The organism is Candidatus Avelusimicrobium faecicola (assembly GCA_900540405.1).
In the GTDB taxonomy this organism is placed as follows: domain Bacteria; phylum Elusimicrobiota; class Elusimicrobia; order Elusimicrobiales; family Elusimicrobiaceae; genus Avelusimicrobium; species Avelusimicrobium faecicola.
In genome coordinates this window covers 1-13884 of the sequence record UQFW01000039.1, presented here as the reverse complement: position 1 = coordinate 13884, position 13884 = coordinate 1, and the positions used below count along the sequence as shown (strand labels likewise).

At 49.7% G+C, this 13884-nt stretch carries 15 protein-coding genes; 6 read left to right on the top strand and 9 right to left on the bottom strand.

The genetic code is table 11. The annotated features are described in order from the left end of the window. Positions 1 to 49 precede the first annotated feature (49 nt). The 9 genes from trxB to thrS all read right to left on the bottom strand — a co-directional run bounded on the left by trxB (position 50) and on the right by thrS (position 7369). Entirely contained in the window at positions 50 to 976 is a 927-nt protein-coding gene (trxB, locus tag ACQY18_RS04870; protein ID WP_428039051.1) for a thioredoxin-disulfide reductase, read from the bottom strand. Further along, on the bottom strand, positions 973 to 1527 hold the full coding sequence (locus ACQY18_RS04865; protein WP_176777387.1) for a Maf family nucleotide pyrophosphatase: 555 nt from the start codon (positions 1525 to 1527) through the stop codon (positions 973 to 975). Before ACQY18_RS04865 ends, trxB begins: the two co-directional genes overlap by 4 nt. A gap of 1 nt (position 1528) precedes the next feature. Beyond that, positions 1529 to 1747, bottom strand: coding sequence for a hypothetical protein (locus tag ACQY18_RS04860; protein WP_428039050.1), 219 nt, complete (start codon positions 1745 to 1747; stop codon positions 1529 to 1531). Positions 1748 to 1757: 10 nt separating this feature from the next. After that, positions 1758 to 3002: an MFS transporter gene (locus tag ACQY18_RS04855; protein ID WP_176777385.1), complete on the bottom strand. Its 1245-nt coding sequence runs from the start codon at positions 3000 to 3002 to the stop codon at positions 1758 to 1760. A gap of 96 nt (positions 3003 to 3098) precedes the next feature. Then, positions 3099 to 3578: a type IV pilin protein gene (locus tag ACQY18_RS04850; protein ID WP_428039049.1), complete on the bottom strand. Its 480-nt coding sequence runs from the start codon at positions 3576 to 3578 to the stop codon at positions 3099 to 3101. A gap of 327 nt (positions 3579 to 3905) precedes the next feature. Further along, complete coding sequence (locus ACQY18_RS04845) at positions 3906 to 4172, bottom strand: DUF167 family protein (RefSeq protein ID WP_176777384.1); 267 nt, start codon at positions 4170 to 4172, stop codon at positions 3906 to 3908. Further along, entirely contained in the window at positions 4169 to 4873 is a 705-nt protein-coding gene (locus ACQY18_RS04840) for a YggS family pyridoxal phosphate-dependent enzyme (RefSeq protein WP_176777383.1), read from the bottom strand. Before ACQY18_RS04840 ends, ACQY18_RS04845 begins: the two co-directional genes overlap by 4 nt. Positions 4874 to 5004: 131 nt before the next feature. Beyond that, positions 5005 to 5526, bottom strand: a complete 522-nt coding sequence (locus ACQY18_RS04835) for a type IV pilin protein (RefSeq protein ID WP_428039048.1) — start codon at positions 5524 to 5526, stop codon at positions 5005 to 5007. Between the two features lie 91 nt (positions 5527 to 5617). Beyond that, a complete protein-coding gene (gene thrS, locus ACQY18_RS04830; protein ID WP_176777381.1) occupies positions 5618 to 7369 on the bottom strand; it encodes a threonine--tRNA ligase in 1752 nt (583 codons plus the stop codon). Between the two features lie 103 nt (positions 7370 to 7472). Here thrS and ACQY18_RS04825 point away from each other — a divergent pair, with 103 nt between their 5' ends. The 6 genes from ACQY18_RS04825 to ACQY18_RS04800 all read left to right on the top strand — a co-directional run bounded on the left by ACQY18_RS04825 (position 7473) and on the right by ACQY18_RS04800 (position 13472). Then, positions 7473 to 9206: an LTA synthase family protein gene (locus tag ACQY18_RS04825; protein WP_428039047.1), complete on the top strand. Its 1734-nt coding sequence runs from the start codon at positions 7473 to 7475 to the stop codon at positions 9204 to 9206. Positions 9207 to 9268: 62 nt separating this feature from the next. Beyond that, positions 9269 to 9565, top strand: coding sequence for a preprotein translocase subunit YajC (gene yajC, locus ACQY18_RS04820; RefSeq protein ID WP_176777379.1), 297 nt, complete (start codon positions 9269 to 9271; stop codon positions 9563 to 9565). An 18-nt stretch (positions 9566 to 9583) separates the two neighbouring features. Next, positions 9584 to 10999, top strand: coding sequence for a protein translocase subunit SecD (gene secD, locus ACQY18_RS04815; RefSeq protein ID WP_428039046.1), 1416 nt, complete (start codon positions 9584 to 9586; stop codon positions 10997 to 10999). Next, positions 10996 to 12027 (top strand): protein translocase subunit SecF, encoded by a 1032-nt coding sequence (gene secF / locus ACQY18_RS04810; RefSeq protein WP_428039045.1) that lies wholly within the window; start codon positions 10996 to 10998, stop codon positions 12025 to 12027. Before secD ends, secF begins: the two co-directional genes overlap by 4 nt. Before the next feature lie 105 nt (positions 12028 to 12132). Next, positions 12133 to 12765: a hypothetical protein gene (locus ACQY18_RS04805; protein ID WP_428039044.1), complete on the top strand. Its 633-nt coding sequence runs from the start codon at positions 12133 to 12135 to the stop codon at positions 12763 to 12765. Then, positions 12765 to 13472 (top strand): lysophospholipid acyltransferase family protein, encoded by a 708-nt coding sequence (locus ACQY18_RS04800; RefSeq protein ID WP_428039043.1) that lies wholly within the window; start codon positions 12765 to 12767, stop codon positions 13470 to 13472. Before ACQY18_RS04805 ends, ACQY18_RS04800 begins: the two co-directional genes overlap by 1 nt. Positions 13473 to 13884: the final 412 nt, after the last annotated feature.

Sequence of the window (13884 nt, the reverse complement as noted above, 5' to 3'; positions counted from 1 at the left end):
TTTTCCCCTTGTGCGTTAATCTCTAAATCCTACCAACAGCCGTTCCCCTTTAGCGGTGCAGGTTTACGAAGGCCGCCGCCTCTATCCCCGCCTTCGCCCCACTCCCCGCCGCAATCACCGCCTGGCGGTAGTATTTATCCGCACAATCTCCGGCGGCAAATACGCCCTCCAACGTGGTGTGCGTGCGTTCATCCGCCAGCACCAGGCCGTTATCGGCCAACCCCACCAGCGAATTTTTCAAAAAGTCCGTTTGAGGCACGGCGCCCACCGCCACAAACACCCCCTGGCATGCCAGTTCGCTCGTTGCGTTGGTTTTTACATTTTTAATACGCACGCCGGAAACGGTTTCGTCCCCTAACAATTCTTCCACCACGCTGTTTAACACCAACGTAATTTTAGGGTTTTCGCGCACTTTGTTTACGGTCACTTGGTCCGCGCGGAACGCATCCCGGCGGTGAATTAAATATACTTTTGTGCAAAATTGGGCCAAAAATAACGCATCTTCAAACGCGGTATTGCCGCCGCCCACAATGCAAACCTCTTTGCCGCGCATAAAAAAGCCGTCGCAAGTGGCGCAGGCGGAAAGGCCATGCCCTTTGAATTTTTCTTCGTTGGGAACCCCTAACCACCGGGCGCGCGCCCCCGTGGCAATAATTACGGATGCGGCCTCGTATTCTTCTCCCCCCGCCATTACTACCGTATATGGGGTTTTACTGCCTTTTAATTGGGCCACTTCGTCCGTCAGCATTTCCACGCCCAGGCGTTTGCATTGTTTGTGCATGCGCTCCATTAAATCAAAACCGCCCACCGGGTCAATAAATCCGGCATAGTTTTCAATTTCGCTGGTTTGCAACAGTTGGCCGCCGGGCATAGCTCCCCCGGCAATAACCGTTTTCAGCCCCGCACGCACCGCATAAATAGCGGCGGAACACCCCGCCGGGCCTGCACCAATAATTAACAAATCGGTCTTTTTCATTTAGATTCAAACTCCTTGTATAAATTTTGGAAAAACTCCACCGGGAACCCCACCACATTGGTACGGCTGCCCACAATTTTTTCTATAAAACGGTCGTCTTCGTCCTGCACGGCATAGGCGCCGGCTTTGTCCAAATGTTTGCCGGCCATTTTTTTTAGTTCCTCGTCCGGCAAGTTGCGCGCCTTGCATTTGGAAACATCCACGCCGTACATCATTTTTTTGGATTCCAAATTCAAAATGCACACGCCGGTATAGACGGATTGCCACGCGCCGTTTAACATACGCAAAATGCGCAGGGCGTCTTTTTCGTCTTTCGGTTTGCCGATTACTTGGCCTTTGCAATAAACCAGCGTATCCGCGCCAATAACCGTGGCGGCGGGGTACTTTTTGGCTACGTCAAACGCTTTTTTAACGGCCAAATCCCGCACCTTAAAACCGGGGCGTTTATAGGCGGTTTTTTCGGGCGCTTGGGACGGGATAATTTCAAACGAAAACCCCAAACTTTTTAATAAATCTATGCGCCGGGGTGATTTGGAGGCCAAAATTAACATATTATTTCTTCACAAATTTGGCAACAATCAAATAGCCCAAAATCAGGCCGATAACCCCGCAAATAGTCACCCGCAACGCCAACGGATGAATACCCAACATATAAGTACGGGTCAGCGCGTTGTCCATTTCCATAGGCAGGAAAGAGGCTAATTTTTCTAACCCCAAGCCCAACACTCCGCCCAACACCAACGTCAATACAGCAAAAATAATTCCTCTCATACAGCACTCCTTAATGTAAAGTGACGGTATCTTTTTTTATGGGAACAGGGGCGGTCATTTTGCCGTCTTCCTCGTTCGTTAAACTATACCGCATTCTAAAAAATCCAACTCCGGCCAGCACGGCCAACACGCCCACAATCAACCACGGGCCCGCCAAATAACGCGGGGCCACATAATCGCCCAACATTCCGGCCCCAAAAAAGCCCACCGCCGAGCCTAAATTATAAAATACCATCAGCATACCCAAATAGCGGCCGCGGGTTTCGCGCGAGGCTATATTGGAAACCAACGTCTGTTCCCCCGGGGAAACAATCAGCTCCCCCAACCCCGCCAAAAACACGCCAAAACCAATCAGCAGGAACGAATCAAAAAACCCTACCGAACCAAACCCCACCGCATATAATAAACAGCCCACCAACATCCCGGTTGAAAGGCGCACTTTGGCCGCCCATTTGCTGGCCCAATACTGCAAAAACACGGTGACGAGGCCGTTAATGGTAAAAAACCACCCAATGTAATACTCCGGCATGTGTAAATAGCGGTTGCAGTGGATAGACAGCCCCACCACCAGTTGGGAGTTCACCGCCGTAATAAGCACCACATAAAAACAAATTTTGGCTAAACGCGTATCTTTTAAGGATAAAAGCGTGGAAACAAAACTGGGCTTGCGGGATTTGCAAGGGGCGTGATTATCCACCACCAGCCGCCCCAAATACAAAATAGTGACGGCATACAAAATGCCTGTAAAATAAAACGCCATACTGTACGAATAGCGCACCAAAAAGCCGCCCACGGCCGGGCCCAACGCCCAACCGATATTCAGGCCGATACGGATAAGCCCAAACGCTTCCACCCGTTCCCGCGGGGTGGTGTTATCCGTCACCCACGCATTGGAAGCCGGGCGGAAAAACGCGCCCAAAAACGTGGTTAAAAAATAGCACAGGAGCATATACCCCACCTGCACTTTTAACTCAATACAAAGCCCCAACCCCAACATGGCAATAATTTGGCTGAAAAGCCCCCACATCATCACGGTTTTACGGCCGAACACATCGGCCAACTCCCCGCTAATGGCGCTGGAAACACAACGCGATACCCCGGCCAGGGCAATAATCAGCCCCGCCATACTGGCGCTTAAACCGCGTTGGGAAATTAAATAAATGGTAAAAAACGGGAGAGATAACCCATACCCAAACAGTAATAAGCCGTTGGCTATGGCAATAATCAGCATCCCTTTGCGTGTTTGGCTTTGCATATATATATTATAGTAAATATGCCACCGGGGCCGGGGCGGCTCTCACGCAAAAAGGGGCGCCCGCAAGCGCCCCCTTTCCTTAAAACAAGCAAACGGTTAGTTGTTAAACGTGCCGATTAAATAATACTTTCCGGCGGGCATGGTGGTATCTTCCGGCCCGAAAGATTTACAAACACTTTTGGCGATTTCACTGGTAGAGCCGGCTACTTGGCACCAGTGCTTGCCTAAATAGTTGTCCTGCGCATTGTTTACCTTTTGGGCCAAATGGAACTCAATGACCGGGCAATCCGCGATGGTCGGGTGGGCAAAGCAGGTGCGCTTGCTGGAGCAATCGTAAGTATAATTCTTGCCGGGGTCCACTTTTACGTCTAATTGGGAAATATCCGCCGCGTAATCATCATACGCAATAAAATACACTTCCTGCGCGTCCGTAATGGCTTTTAGGGCCACCATGGCTTCCGTCGTGCGGGCTTTGGCTATCGTGCGCTGGTATTGGGGTAGCGCCACCGCCGACAAAATACCGATAATTAATACAACTACAAGCAATTCTATCAATGTAAAACCTTTTTTCATCATACAATCCTCCAATTATTTAATTGTAGCGGAAATAAACCCAAAAAACAACTCCCCCTTTTCATTTCGGCCGCTAACGCCGCTTTTGCAGAACACCGGCCGCGTGCCCCGCGTGCGCAGGGTGCGCCTATTACGCCCTAAAAATCACTAAAAACTCCCCCGGCTAGAGCAAGCCAGCAAGAATTGCACCGAGTACGCCAAGGCAGTTATGCTCCCATAAAAAAAGGGCACCTGCACAGCCAGCAAGAATTGCGCAGAGTACACCAACCCAGTTTTTCCCCATAAAAAAAGGCCCCTTGCGGAGCCTTGTAAAAAACTAAAAAGGAAAGCCTACGGAATAGAATCCATAATTTTGCGCAATTCTTCTTCGCTTTTGTCGCGCACTTCTACGGTTTTTTCTTTGCCTTTGGCGCCTTTTACAATAATAATGCTTTCCAACTTTACGGCAAAAAAATCGGCCAAAAAGGATTTCATAATTTCATTGGCGGCGTCATCATCTACTTTTTTATTTTTAATTTTTACACGCAACACGCTGCCAATGCGGCTGATAACCTCGTTATTCCCCGTCGTAGGGATTACCCGTACCTTTATAATCATAAATCCTCCAAATTTTTGGCAAAAATTGCACTGCCTATACGCGGCAAGGTGGAACCCTCTAATACCGCTTGCGCATAATCTTCGCTCATCCCCAGCGAAAGCCACCTTTCCGCACCGGTAAAATCCTGCAAGAACGCCTCCCGCACCCCGGCAAACAAGCCGCGCAACACTTGCGGTTGTTGCGCCTGCGGGGCAATAGCCATGTAGCCGCACACCTGCAAACCAGGCAGTTTTTTTAACTGTGCGGCCAGTTGGCGCGCCTGCGCCAAAGGCAAGCCGGATTGGCTTTCTTTATCCGTCAGTTTCACCTGCACTAATACGCGCACACATTTGCCTTTTTTTACGGCCAGCGTGCTTAAAACTTCGCCCAAAGGCAGGCTGTCCACGGAATCAATAAAATCAAATAACTCAACGGCCCGGGCCGCCTTATTTTTCTGCAAATGACCGATAAAATGCTTAACGACGGGATACTTTGCAAAAACGGGGTTTGTCCACCGGGCCCACGCCTGCTGCACGCGGGATTCCCCTATATGCTTAATACGCCCCGTTGCCAAAAGGGTTAAAACGTCTTCATCTTGGGCGTACTTGGTGACGGCCATTAAACTTACCGGGCCTGTTTTTACACGCGCTTGCGCATACGCTTGTGCGATAGTTTGTTCTACCCGGGTTAGGTTTGTTTGCAAAATTTCTGCTCGGTGCATAAAAAACCCTTGACATATTATATCAAAATTTACTTTAATACACAAATTTTATTACTATACAAATGCCCCTTCGGGTCCACCGGGCCGGGCATAAAAAAAGCCCCCGGGCGGGGGCCTTAAATAAAAGGGATTTACATAACGTAAACGTCCCAATTTTTGTCGTAAGTCACATTACCGCTTTTGGCACTGCGGCCGCTTAAACTTTTGCACACGGCGGCGGCACGCGTGTTGCCGTTGACGGCCCAACATTCCCGTTGGCCGGCTCTGTTGCTGGTTTCGTTAGGGGGCACATTTAACCACACCCGGTAGCCCACTTCCGCCGTGGCGCGGTTAGGCACTAATACCAACACATCATAAGTGGCGCCGGTGGTGGAAAGGTCCAAATACACGTTCGGGCAAACCACCATACCGCCCGAATCTCTGCCGCAACTGGCGGGCGGAGCAATAGGCAAATCGGCGGTGGAGTCCGTCAAGTGGCGGTTTTCGGCAAAGTCCATTTCCGCGCCCAATTTAATAGCGTCCGCTATGGGGATAGCCGAGCCTAAACGGGATTTTAACAAGGCGGTTTGATATTGCGGCATAGCCACCGCCGCCAAAATGCCGATAATCAGCACAACTACCAATAATTCAATTAAGGTAAAACCCTTTTTCATTTTTTCTCCTATCCAAATAAAAGCTACCTAAAGTATAATAAAAATTGCCCCGGTTTTCCAGCCCCGGGGCAACTTTACAACAAACCGGACGTTATGCCAACAAGTTTTTTAAGGAGCGGCTGGCCACTTCCTCTTTCATTTTGGCAATTACTTCATCCACCGGCAGGGCTTCCAGGTTTTTGCCGTCTTTCAAACGGATGGTTAAGGTTCCGTTTTCGGCTTCCTTGGCGCCGATAATGCCTGTATAGGCAATACGTTCCAGGTGTGCCTCGCGGATTTTGAGCCCCAGCTTTTCGGGCCGCGTGTCTACTTCCACGCGCAGGCCGGCGGCACGCATTTTGTCCGCCACGGCTTTAGCGGCGGGGATTTGCGCATCCGTCAGCGTTAATAACTTGATTTGCACCGGGGCCAACCAAAGCGGGAACCACCCGGCATAATGTTCAATAATCACGCCGATAAACCGCTCTATACTGCCGAACATGGCACGGTGTACCATAATGGGGCGTTGGCGGCCTTCGCTGGCGACATATTCCAAATCAAAGCGTTGGGGCAGGTTGAAATCAAACTGAATGGTGGAAAGCTGCCACAGGCGGCCAATCGCATCCATTACTTTAATATCAATCTTCGGCCCGTAGAAAGCGGCTTCGCCCGCGTGAGTGGTGTACGGAATGTTATTGGTTTCCAATACATGTTTCAGGGCGTTTTCCGCACGGTCCCAATCTTTTATATCGCCGGTAAAATGTTCCGGGTGTTGCGGGTCCCGCGTGGAAAGTTCCACGGAGTATTTTTCAAAGCCGAACGTTTTGAAGATGTGCATGGCAAAGTCAAAACATTGTTTCACTTCGTCTTCCACCTGTTCCGGCGTGCAGAAAATGTGCGCATCATCCTGCGTAAACCCGCGCACACGCAAAAGCCCGTGCAACGCGCCGGAGCGTTCATAGCGGTAAACGGTGCCCAATTCGCTAAAGCGCAAAGGTAAATCCCGGTAGCTGCGCAGGTGGGAGCGGTAAATTTCCACATGGAAGGGGCAGTTCATGGGTTTAATTTGGTACTTTTCGCCGTCTACTTCCATGGGGTGAAACATACTGTCCGAATAAAACCCGGCGTGGCCGCTGACTTCAAACAAGTGTAGGCGCGCAATATGGGGGCTGACGACTAAATCATAACCGCGTTTTAAGTTTTCGTCTTTAATCCAATCTTCCAGCACGCGGCGCAACATACCGCCTTTGGGTTGGAACAAAATAAGGCCGGGGCCGACGTTATCGTTAATGGTAAACAGGTCCAGTTCCGGGCCCAGTTTGCGGTGGTCGCGCTTGGCGGCTTCTTCCTGTTGTTTGATATAGGCGTTCAGCTCGTCTTTACTACCAAAGCACAAGCCGTAAATGCGCTGGAGCATGGGGCGTTTTTCGTCCCCGCGCCAATAGGCCCCGGCAATGCCGGAGAGCTTAAAATTGGTAATTTTGCCCGTGTGTTCCAAGTGCGGGCCGCGGCACAAATCGGCATAGTCGCCGTTGATATATACGGTAATGGAGCCGTCTTGTAATTCTTCCAACAGTTCCAGTTTATACGTTTCGCCGCGTTTGGTAAAAAATTCTTTCGCTTCCGCTTTAGACATTTCTTTGCGCTCAAACGGTTGGCGCGCCTTGATGATTTCTTTCATCTTGGTTTCAATTTTTTTCAGGTCTTCCGGCGTGAATTGGGTTTTGCAGTCAAAATCATAATAAAAGCCATTATCAATGGCCGGGCCGATACCCAATTTTGTACCGGGGAACAACTGCTGTACTGCTTGCGCCAAAACGTGAGCGCACGAATGACGCATAATTTCTAATTCTTGTTTTTCCATGTTCGTTTTACTTTGCGCCTGCCGGCCACCAAGACCGGGCCAGGCGGCAAAGCCTCACAATAAGATATAATAATTATATCAAATTAACAGGCAGGCGTATTTCATGCAATCGCTCAAAAATTCTATTTTTTTAGCTTTCAAAAACGATTATAAACTCTTATTTTTGTTATCCCTTCCCGCCCTGGCACTTTGTGCGTTTGGGCTCTACCAGCTTAACGAGCTTACTTGGGCCACGGCCCCGGCAGCGTTGGCGGTTAAACTCCTTTGCGAATTTTTATTTATCGGCTTACTGCTTTCTTTGGCCCAAATCTGCGGGCTGAAAAACAAAGGGGCGGTGACGCTTGCCGCTTTCCTTTATTATTTAACGCTCACGGCCGATTTTGTGCTTTTGTGGTATTTCAAGGAACGCTTTGGCGCCAAATACCTGCAAACCATGGAAGGCGGCGATTATAACTTTTTGACCGATTGGCGGGTCATCAGCTATTTTGTGCTTTTGGCGGCATTTTGTTTTTTTGCGGTGCGGAAATTTTTTACCGCTTCCCCCCGCCGCACCGCCGCCATGCGCCTGGGGTGGTGCGCAACAGGATTATTGTTATTCATCTTTTTACCACCGCTTGCCCTATTAAAAGCCCCGCATAATTTTTACGCCCAATATATGCTCGCGCCGTCCCCGGTTTATACGGCGCGGGCCCTCTTGGCCAAATCTCCTAAGGCCCACATCGGCACGCCGTCAACCCAAGTACAAAAACTGGCCGAAAGCTACGGCATTTGGAACGCCGCCAACACAGGCGTTGGAAAACCCTACAAACGGGTGATTTTAATTGCGGCGGAAAGTTTTTCCGTTAAATACCTGCACCGTTTCAACCCCAAAATCCCCGCCGAGGCCAGCCGGGAAGTGGACGCCTTAATGGCGCGTTATCCGTCGGCCTCCTTGGAACACGTCACCTTATCCACTTTATACGGTTTATCCGTCATTTTTACCTCCCATCCGTTTGTAAAATTAGCGTATGAAAACGGCTACCCGGACTCCTTTGTGCGCACCTTGCAACAACACGGCTACCGCACCGCTTTTTTGCGCGGAGCCAACGAAAAATACATGGACGAAAACATTTTGTTCCACCAGGCCGGCTTTCAGGAAGTTATCGGCCGGACTTATTTTGAAACCGACCCCCGCTATGCGCCGTTTATCAACTGGTGGGGTTTAATGGACCGCAAATTGTTTGCCTATGCGGCCGAATATTTGCAAGCACACCAAAACGAGCCTGTCTTTTTAACTTTACTGACGGTGGATACCCACGTTCCCCTGGGCCGTACGGATTACGCCGGCGAAACCTACCGGGAAATTGACGCCCCCTTTTATGACACTCCCACCCTGCCGCGCGCCTTTGCCCGCCTGGGGCAAGACGTGCAACATTTCCTGCAAGATTTGCAGGCGCGGGGGTTATGGGACGAGGACACCCTGATTATTTTAACGGGTGACCACCCCGCCTACCCAGATACGCCCACCCCGGCGTTGTTTTCCCCCCACCCGGCCCGGTATGATGATTTACCGTTTATCCTTTTAACCAAAACGCCCATTCAAAAGCCGCTGGATACGGACGGGTTGATTTCCCAGTTGGATATTGCCCCCACCGTGCTGGACTTGCTCAACATTCAGCCGCCCAAGGCGTTTTTCGGCCACAGTTTATTTGCCGACAGCCCCCGCACCGTTTTTGATATTAAAGAAGATTACGCCGTAATTACCACCCACCGGGCAAAGCGCATTGTACCCTTAAATTCCAAACGGGCAGAAGATAAAACCCTGCTGGAATTACTGCGCACTTTCCCGCGTTCGTAAACGCGCGTACAGAAATATGCTAAAATACAAGGGTATATTTTAGTAGACGCAAGGAGGATTTCATGGAAACAACCGCAGCACAAGGTGGCGGAACTTTTATTTTTTACATATTCTTATTGGCATTTGTAGTAATGATGCTCTGGAGCGGGCGCGGCCAAAAAAAGCGTGACCAAGAACGCCTGGCCAAAGTGGAAGCCCTGCAAAAAGGGGATAAAATCATTATTCCCGGCGGTATTGTCGGCACCGTAGCCGGCTTCAAAGATAATACGCTGGAAGTAAAAATTGCCGAAAATGTAAAAATTACCGTTCTAAAAACGGCCGTTGTTGGATTTGTAAACGAGACGCAACCCGTCAAATAACAAGGAGACTTATAAATAATGTCTAACAGACTCGCATGGAAGTGGGGCTTCATCATTGCCATATTGTTGGGCTCCCTCTATTTAATCTACCCGAACTACAAGTGGTACTCCAAACCCTTGGCGGAACGGGAAGCATTAGACACCCTGGGCGAGCGCCCCAAACGCATGCTCAACCTGGGCCTGGATTTAAGGGGCGGTTCCAGCCTGCTACTGGAGTTGGAAGTAGCCAAACTGGATAAAAAAGAGCCCTTAAATGAAGCCATGTCCCGCGCGATTGAAATTATCCGCAACCGCATTGACCAATACGGCTTGGCCGAAACCCAAATCACCCGCCAGGGCGATAAATGGATTTTGGTGCAACTGCCCGGTGTGGCCAACCCGGAAAGAGCGGAAGCGCTAATCGGCAAAACGGCTATGTTGGAATTCCGCATTGTAAAAGAAAATACGGAAGCCTACTCCAAAGCCATAGCCAAATTGGAAGAATCCGAAAAACCGTTTGACGAAGACGGCGTTTTGGACCCGGCTATTGCCCAATTAATGCCGGATGATGCCCAACTTATGCGCAGTAAAGAAGGCGGGTATATGGTGGTCACCAAAACGGCCGCCGTCACCGGGGCCGATTTGGATAACGCCAAACTGACCATGTACGGCGAAAACGGCTACCCCGAAGTTGCGTTCAGCTTTACCGCCGAAGGCAGCAAAAAATTCGGCAAATTGACGGGCGCCAACATCAGCAAACGCCTGGCGATTGTACTGGATAACACCATTCAATCCGCCCCCACCATTCAAAGCCGCATTACCAGAGACGGCCGCATTTCCGGCACTTTTACCTTGGACGAAGCCAAACAGCTGACCATTGTATTAAAAGCCGGTGCGTTGCCTGCCCCGGTAAAGGTGATTGAAAAGAAAACCATCGGCCCGACTTTGGGCGAAGACTCCATTAAATCCGGCTTAACGGCCTCTTTATTCGGCTTAATCCTGATTTTGGTTTTCATGGCCATATACTATAAGGGCGCCGGGTTTATTTCCGATATTGCCCTCGTACTCAACCTGGTATTACTAACGGCAGTTATGAGCTATTTTTCCGCCACGCTGACGTTGCCGGGTATTGCGGGTATTATTTTGTCCTTGGCTATGGCTATTGACGCCAACGTGCTGATTATTGAACGTATGCGCGAAGAAACCCTGCTGGGCAAACCGATTTACGAAATTATCCACCTGGGGTACGATAAAGCCTGGTCTGCCATTTTTGACTCCAACCTCACCACTATTATTGTGGGTGCGTGTTTGTTGCAATTTGGTACCGGCCCGGTGAAAGGCTTTGCCGTCACCTTGATTATCGGCTTGGTGGTAAGTTTGTTTACGGCCGTGTTCGTCACGCGCGCGATTTACGAACTTATCTTAACCTCTAACCCCAAGGAGATCAGCTTATGATGCACTTATTACCTAAAACAAACATTGATTTCCTTAAATACCGCAAAGTATACTTTGTATTGTTTGCGTTATTATTAATCGGCGGCGTAATTTGCTTCGCCACCAAAGGTTTCAACCTGGGTATTGATTTTACCGGCGGTACGTTGGTACAGGTAAAATTTGATAAACCGGTGGAAATGTCCGTCCTGCGTGATGCGCTGGACAACACGGGCGAAGAATCCGCCATTCAAACGTATGGGGATAACACCTTTGCCATCCGCGAAAAAAGCACCTCCAGCGAAGTAGGCGTCGTGCAAGCACGCATTGAAAAAGCCCTCCAAGCGGTACAGGTGCCGTTTACCATTCAGCAAACCAACTCCGTGGGCCCGGCCGTGGGTGACAACATGACCGAACGCGCCATGTGGGCTATTTTGCTGTCGCTGGTGTTCATCATCATTTATGTTGCGTTCCGCTTTAGCAACATTTTGTGGGGCATTTCCGGCGTTGTGGCCTTGTTCCATGACTTATTTGCCATGGCGCTGGCGTTTTCTATCACGCAACGGGAAATTGACTTGGTTATCGTGGCGGCGTTCTTAACGGTCGCCGGGTTCTCTATTAACGATACGATTGTTATTTTTGACCGTATGCGCGAAAACATCCGCCTGCACCCCAAAATGAGCATGAGAGAGTTAATTAACCTGTCTATTAACGAAACGCTCTCCCGCACGATTATTACCACCTTAACGGTAATTTTTGCCCTGTTTATTTTGTATTTCTTGGGCGGGGAAGTGCTGAACTCTTTTGCGTTTGCTATGTTGGTAGGCTGTATTAGCGGTGTGTATTCCACCATTGCGTTAAGCACGCCGTTAGTGTACACTTGGCAAAAGGGCCAACTGTCCGATTTGGACCGCGGCTACTCTACTGCCAAAAAAGAGGCCGCCAAACCGGCCGCTCAAGTATTGGCGCAAGAACCGCGCGAAGAAAGAGCCGCCGCACCCAAAAAGACGGTGACGAAAATCAAACGTACCCGCCGCAACAAACACAAATAGTTTTAGGGGTCCGCACGCCTGTTTGGGGTGTGCGGGCCCTTTTTATTTATCACAAAACAGCTTTAGCAAACGCTTTACGGAGTTTTTACTAAAACGGTTTTAAGTATGAGAAAAATAAAACGGTTCAAAATAGCCACACGGCAAAAAGAAATTCTGCGTAAACTATTGCGCACCGCAGAAAATTTAAGGCAGGCCGGTTTTGAAGACGAAACCGCCCTGGCCCGCTTTATTGCCGCGTTAGCCAAAGAGCTGGACCCCGGAACCGTGTACGAATTTAACCAAGATGCCCATTGGGAATTAGGCGCCGCAACGCTGATTCCCAAAGAAATGTTCAGCGCCTGCGCCGTGACGTTGGGCAGTAAAGTGGAAACCTTTGTACAGCAAATAACCAACCCGCAACAGCAGATTTTAGCCAATACGGCGCTGTATGAATTTTTGCGCACGGCCATTTTGTTCGTCACGGAGCTTATCCGCGAACAGGCCGAAAAAGAAGAATGTGAAATTTTGGATATGCAGTTGGTCTACACGCCGTTATTAGGCGTGGCGGCAGAGCCCAAAATCTTACGCGAAGCCGTCCGGCTGGATAAATCCTTGGCGGATAGCGCTTTACCCCTTTTGTTAGAAAAATTAAATGCTAGCAAAATTGATGTGGCCTTACAAAACGGCCAATTAACCCCCAAAGCCACCGTGGTATTTTTAATACCGTGGCAGAGAAAAAAGAAAAAAGGAAAAAAATAATGTCCGTACAATCCCCGTCGCTTTCTTACACCGTTAAACATTTTTTAGGCTCCACACTGGCCTATGCTTACACCGTTTTTTTAGGGTGGACCACCCGTATCTACTGGTTCAAATCCGCCGAAGGCGAACAGTTGGAAAAAAGCCAAAAAGGGCTGATTTACGCCGTATGGCACAACCAGCAGTTGTTTTTGCTTTACCCCTATAAAGGGCAAAAGATTGCCCCCCTCATCAGCCAAAGTAGTGACGGCGAATATATCGCCCGCCTGCTGCCTAAATTCGGGATGTTGGCCGTGCGCGGTTCCAGTAGCCGCGGCGGTGCGCGGGCGCTTATCCATTTATTGCAAGCGGCCAGAAGCGGCTACCGCCCCATGCTCACGCCGGACGGCCCGCGCGGCCCGGTATATAAAGTGCAACCCGGCATTTTGTTTTTAGCCAAAAAAACGGGGCTCCCTATTATTCCCGTCGGTACAGCGCTGAGCCATAAATTTACGGTGGGTTCCTGGGACCGGATGCGCGTGCCGCTCCCCTTTGGCAAAACCGCCCTGGTGTACGGCAAAACTATCCGCGTGCAAGACGATACAGACCTGAACGCCGCCGCCGTGGCCCTGGAAGAACAACTCAACGAGGCCACCGATAAAGCGGAACAATTCATCAACCACCGTCCGTTTGATAAAACGATTCCCCCCAAACGCAAAAAATCCGCTTAAACGGTTTTTACTGAAAAACGCACAAAACCCGCCTTTTTGGGCGGGTTTTATGTTTATTGTATACATTTTATGCAAAAACCGAAAAATCTTTTACCGGGGCTGTTTTTGTGCGTTTTTAGCCGGACAGCGGAGCCACTTGTTGATTTTTATTGCAGTAATTTATTGGCTTTTCCCCCTTTTTTATTTGGGGCAGACTTTTTTTGCCGGAAAGAAAGGTGTTTCCGGCCCATTTTATACAGGCCCATTTTGCGCGCCGATTTCACAAAAACCCCACCGCTCCCCACGAAAGGCCCCAACGCAAAAAACCCCGGGAGTAATTCCCGGGGTTTGGTTGATGAAAAGTTCATTTAATCTACTATTAACACACTGCGGCCGTTTTCTTGCGGGCTGTACGGGTCCGGCGTGTTCACGC

What these genes read in the sequence shown, in the direction of transcription:
- ACQY18_RS04805 (WP_428039044.1), top strand. Translation starts at nt 12,133, where the DNA reads ATGAGAAAAATAAAACGGTTCAAAATAGCCACACGGCAAAAAGAAATT.
- yajC (WP_176777379.1), top strand. Translation starts at nt 9,269, where the DNA reads ATGGAAACAACCGCAGCACAAGGTGGCGGAACTTTTATTTTTTACATA.
- ACQY18_RS04850 (WP_428039049.1), bottom strand. Translation starts at nt 3,578, where the DNA reads ATGATGAAAAAAGGTTTTACATTGATAGAATTGCTTGTAGTTGTATTA.
- trxB (WP_428039051.1), bottom strand. Translation starts at nt 976, where the DNA reads ATGAAAAAGACCGATTTGTTAATTATTGGTGCAGGCCCGGCGGGGTGT.
- ACQY18_RS04855 (WP_176777385.1), bottom strand. Translation starts at nt 3,002, where the DNA reads ATGCAAAGCCAAACACGCAAAGGGATGCTGATTATTGCCATAGCCAAC.
- ACQY18_RS04800 (WP_428039043.1), top strand. Translation starts at nt 12,765, where the DNA reads ATGTCCGTACAATCCCCGTCGCTTTCTTACACCGTTAAACATTTTTTA.
- thrS (WP_176777381.1), bottom strand. Translation starts at nt 7,369, where the DNA reads ATGGAAAAACAAGAATTAGAAATTATGCGTCATTCGTGCGCTCACGTT.
- ACQY18_RS04845 (WP_176777384.1), bottom strand. Translation starts at nt 4,172, where the DNA reads ATGATTATAAAGGTACGGGTAATCCCTACGACGGGGAATAACGAGGTT.
- ACQY18_RS04825 (WP_428039047.1), top strand. Translation starts at nt 7,473, where the DNA reads ATGCAATCGCTCAAAAATTCTATTTTTTTAGCTTTCAAAAACGATTAT.
- ACQY18_RS04835 (WP_428039048.1), bottom strand. Translation starts at nt 5,526, where the DNA reads ATGAAAAAGGGTTTTACCTTAATTGAATTATTGGTAGTTGTGCTGATT.
- ACQY18_RS04865 (WP_176777387.1), bottom strand. Translation starts at nt 1,527, where the DNA reads ATGTTAATTTTGGCCTCCAAATCACCCCGGCGCATAGATTTATTAAAA.
- ACQY18_RS04840 (WP_176777383.1), bottom strand. Translation starts at nt 4,873, where the DNA reads ATGCACCGAGCAGAAATTTTGCAAACAAACCTAACCCGGGTAGAACAA.
- secF (WP_428039045.1), top strand. Translation starts at nt 10,996, where the DNA reads ATGATGCACTTATTACCTAAAACAAACATTGATTTCCTTAAATACCGC.
- secD (WP_428039046.1), top strand. Translation starts at nt 9,584, where the DNA reads ATGTCTAACAGACTCGCATGGAAGTGGGGCTTCATCATTGCCATATTG.
- ACQY18_RS04860 (WP_428039050.1), bottom strand. Translation starts at nt 1,747, where the DNA reads ATGAGAGGAATTATTTTTGCTGTATTGACGTTGGTGTTGGGCGGAGTG.